The following is a 3,300-nucleotide window of genomic DNA, read 5'->3' on the forward strand; positions in this document are numbered from 1 at the left end:
GTGCAGCTGCCCCAGCGCATCGGCGAGGTTCTTCACCTCGATCTGGTCGATATGCTCCAGGGCCCCGGACGCGGATTTCGCCAGAACGCCGGATTCCTGCGGGCTGTGGCGTGCAGTCGTGATCAGCGCGCCGGCGCCGAAAGCGACGGCGGAGCGCAGGATCGCGCCGACATTGTGCGGGTCCGTCACCTGGTCGAGCACAAGCACCAGCCTTGTGTCGCCGAGCGCGTCGAGGCGCTTGGGCTTCAGCGGCTCGGCCTCGATCAGCACGCCCTGATGCACGGCGTCCGACCCGGTGATCCTGTCGATGTCCTTCGGCTCGACCAACTCGGCCTTGAAAGGCAGGGCGGCAAGCTCGCCGATCGAAAGCCGCTCCGCCGCGTTGCGGGTCACCAGCATCCTTTTGATCTTGCGGCGCGGATTGTCGAGGGCGGCCCGCACCGTGTGCAGGCCGTAAAGCCGCACCAGCCCGTCGCCAGGCCCTTCCCCCGGCGGCACCGGCTGGCGCGGCCGGAATGCCGGCGCGCCGCCCGCCTTCTGGTCTCGATGCGCGCGCCTCAGCTTGGCGTAGTGGGTGTCCTTGCGCGTGCCGGGCTTGGTGCTTTTATCGTCGTTCATGCGGGCTTCTATAGCCGTCCCGCCCGGCTAAGGATATGGGCTCAAGAAATGAATGCCGGACATCCTCGAAAAACCCTGGCCGCGCCGGTTGACACCCACCGGCCTTGCCGCCATAAGGCGCATCGCTGATTTCGGAGAAGATCTTACTCGGGCTCCGGATCGGCGCGAATGCCTCGTTGCATGGCTCCGGCGGCAGACTGGAGAGGTGCCCGAGTGGTTAAAGGGGACGGACTGTAAATCCGTTGGCTTAGCCTACGTTGGTTCGAATCCAACCCTCTCCACCACTGCCGGCCCGGAAGCCCTGAAACGAAAAGTCTCGGACCGAAAAGTGCATGGCGCTTTTCGGGTGAATCCGGTACCTCAGTGCAAGGCGCGGGTATAGCTCAGTGGTAGAGCAGCAGCCTTCCAAGCTGAATATGCGGGTTCGATTCCCGCTACCCGCTCCAGATTTCCCGCCCCTGCCGTCAATCGCACAAAAAACGCCGCGCGCCGTAGCGCGCAGCGCATTGCCTTTCGTCCAGACACTCAGCTGTTGAAGGCCGAAGCGACCTGATGGTTCTGCGGGATCTGGCCGTTCGGCGTCAGCTTGTCGACGATGCCGGGCAGCGCCGTGGAGAGCTGCTGCAGCAGTTCCGGCTCGTTCATGCCTGTGCGCTGGGCGATCTCGCGGATCACCGCCGGCCCGAGCGCCGAGCCTAGATCGCCCGGATTGATCGGCTGGTTCTGGCCGGTCCCGACCCAGGAGTCGGCGACATTGCCGTGGCCGGCGTCCTTGAGCTTGTCGAGCAGGCCACCTAGCCCGCCGAGCAAGCCGCCATCGGCGGACGCGCCGGTTGCAGCAGGCGCCGGGGCCGGCGCTTGGTGCGCGGCCGGTTCCTCGCTTCTGCCGCTCAGCATCCTGCCGACCAAAAGCGCGCCGAGCGCGATCATCAGAGGTTTGGTGATATTCCCGCCGGGAACGGCATTGTCGAAAAGGCCCATCGTGGATCTCCTTGTCCAGCCAAGTCCGCCCGTCCCCAGAATGGCGCAAACAGGCGGAAGTTCAAGCTGTCTTGAGCTTTTGACAATCATATGACCATGATGGGGGGTGGGGGTATTTGGAGGGAATTATGGGCATCATCAGCTGGATCATTCTGGGCCTTATCGCCGGCTTCATCGGCAGCAAGATCGTCAACAAGACCGGCCAGGGCATGATCATGGACATCGTGCTCGGCATCGTCGGCGCCATCGTCGGCGGGCTGATCTTCAGCGCTTTCGGCTCGGCCGGCGTCACCGGCCTCAATATCTGGAGCCTGATCGTGGCCGTCATCGGCTCGATCGTCGTGCTCTGGGCCTATCACCAGATCAGCGGCAAGCGCACGCTGTAGGGCCAAGAAAGTCGCAGACGGCCGGGCTGCGGGGAGTCGATCCTGTCGGATCGGCCCAGATTGATGCTCGTCGTCAGGCGACCATGGCCAATCGGCGCTTCCTCTCGTCGAGAGAGACGATCACCAGGCCGCTGGCCATGACCAGCAGGATGCCGCAGACGGCGAGCGCATTGGGAAACTGCCCGAACACCAGCAGTCCGGATATGACCGCCGATACGGTGAAGCAGTAATAGAAGGGCGCCACCGCGCTTGTCGGTCCGACCCGGTAGGCCATGAAGATGAAGAAATGGCCGAAGATCAGGAACAGGCCGGCACCCGCGATCAGCAGCAGATGGCGTCCTTCGGGCATTACCCATTGCTCGGAGACTAGATGCGCCGCGCCTGAGCCGACCAGCACCACCAGGACGGCGGAGATGGCGACGATCATGCCGGGCACCTCGGCGCTCACCTTGCGGCCGGCTATGTCGCGCACCGCCGCAAAGGCGGCGTTGCCGAGCGCCAGCAGCGCATAGACCGAAATGCCCTGCATGGTCGGCTGCGCCACCATGAGCGCTCCGACAAAGCCAAGGCCGATCAGCGCCATGCGCGTTGCGCCGATCCTTTCGCCGAACAGCATTGAGGAGCCGACCAGCACGAGGAGCGGCGTGATCTGGCCGAGCGCGGTGGAATCCGCGATCTGCATGTTCGCCAGGGCGACGACGTAGCAGAGGATCGCCAGGAGCTCGAACAGGTTGCGGCGCAGCACCTTGCGTTCGAAGAGCAGCGGGATCTGCCTGGCATAACCCAGCATCAGAAGCAGCGGTACACCCCACGCTGTGGCCGCCGCGCCGCGCAGCAGCAGCACCTCATAGGGCGGCAGCCCGGCGGTCGCGAGCTTCATCATCGTGTCGTTGACGAGGTAGGACCCCGTCGAGACGACCATGAACAGCGGGCCGCGGATATTGGATGGAATGACCTGCATGCCGCCGACAAGATCAGAGCGGCGCGGCGGCGGCAATGGGCCAGCCTGGAGCCTTTGATTTTACGCGCGGCAGCCCTATATCCGCCCACATCCCCCTGAAATCGACCGTCGGTTCGGGTCGAGCGGGAATCCGCTCAGCCACAAGGTACTTGTGTTTTTCGGCCGTTGTCGCTAATCGCCCCGCATTCGACTGAACTGAAGGTCAAGGCCGTCCAAGGAAAGAGACTATGGCAAAAGGTAAATTCGAGCGCACCAAGCCGCATGTGAACATTGGCACGATCGGTCACGTCGATCATGGCAAGACGTCGCTGACGGCGGCGATCACGAAGTATTTTGGCGAATACAAGCGCTATG

5 protein-coding genes and 2 tRNA genes are annotated in these 3,300 nt (G+C 63.7%); 4 read left to right on the forward strand and 3 right to left on the reverse strand.

What is annotated here, in order from left to right; translation table 11 throughout:
• A partial coding sequence (locus EOA28_RS29695) for an RNA methyltransferase (protein ID WP_148670930.1) occupies positions 1–618 on the reverse strand: 618 nt, incomplete at its 3' end.
• A gap of 199 nt (positions 619–817) precedes the next feature.
• Between EOA28_RS29695 and EOA28_RS29700 the strand changes: the two genes are divergently transcribed.
• Both EOA28_RS29700 and EOA28_RS29705 read left to right on the forward strand, forming a co-directional pair.
• A tRNA-Tyr gene (locus EOA28_RS29700) sits at positions 818–902 on the forward strand.
• Between the two features lie 88 nt (positions 903–990).
• Positions 991–1,064: transfer RNA gene (locus EOA28_RS29705), tRNA-Gly, on the forward strand.
• A 79-nt stretch (positions 1,065–1,143) separates the two neighbouring features.
• Here the strand turns inward: EOA28_RS29705 and EOA28_RS29710 are convergent.
• On the reverse strand, positions 1,144–1,599 hold the full coding sequence (locus EOA28_RS29710) for a YidB family protein (protein WP_128315576.1): 456 nt from the start codon (positions 1,597–1,599) through the stop codon (positions 1,144–1,146).
• 128 nt (positions 1,600–1,727) lie between these two features.
• On the opposite strand from EOA28_RS29710, the gene EOA28_RS29715 reads away from it, so the two are divergent.
• Complete coding sequence (locus EOA28_RS29715) at positions 1,728–1,985, forward strand: GlsB/YeaQ/YmgE family stress response membrane protein (RefSeq protein ID WP_126061040.1); 258 nt, start codon at positions 1,728–1,730, stop codon at positions 1,983–1,985.
• A gap of 73 nt (positions 1,986–2,058) precedes the next feature.
• Here EOA28_RS29715 and EOA28_RS29720 read toward each other — a convergent pair whose 3' ends face one another.
• Positions 2,059–2,946, reverse strand: a complete 888-nt coding sequence (locus tag EOA28_RS29720; protein ID WP_127252512.1) for a DMT family transporter — start codon at positions 2,944–2,946, stop codon at positions 2,059–2,061.
• A 227-nt stretch (positions 2,947–3,173) separates the two neighbouring features.
• Between EOA28_RS29720 and EOA28_RS29725 the strand changes: the two genes are divergently transcribed.
• Positions 3,174–3,300 (forward strand): GTP-binding protein (locus EOA28_RS29725; protein WP_244571411.1); only part of this gene is annotated, 127 nt, incomplete at its 3' end.

The organism is Mesorhizobium sp. M2A.F.Ca.ET.067.02.1.1 (assembly GCF_004023285.1).
Classification (GTDB): Bacteria; Pseudomonadota; Alphaproteobacteria; order Rhizobiales; family Rhizobiaceae; genus Mesorhizobium.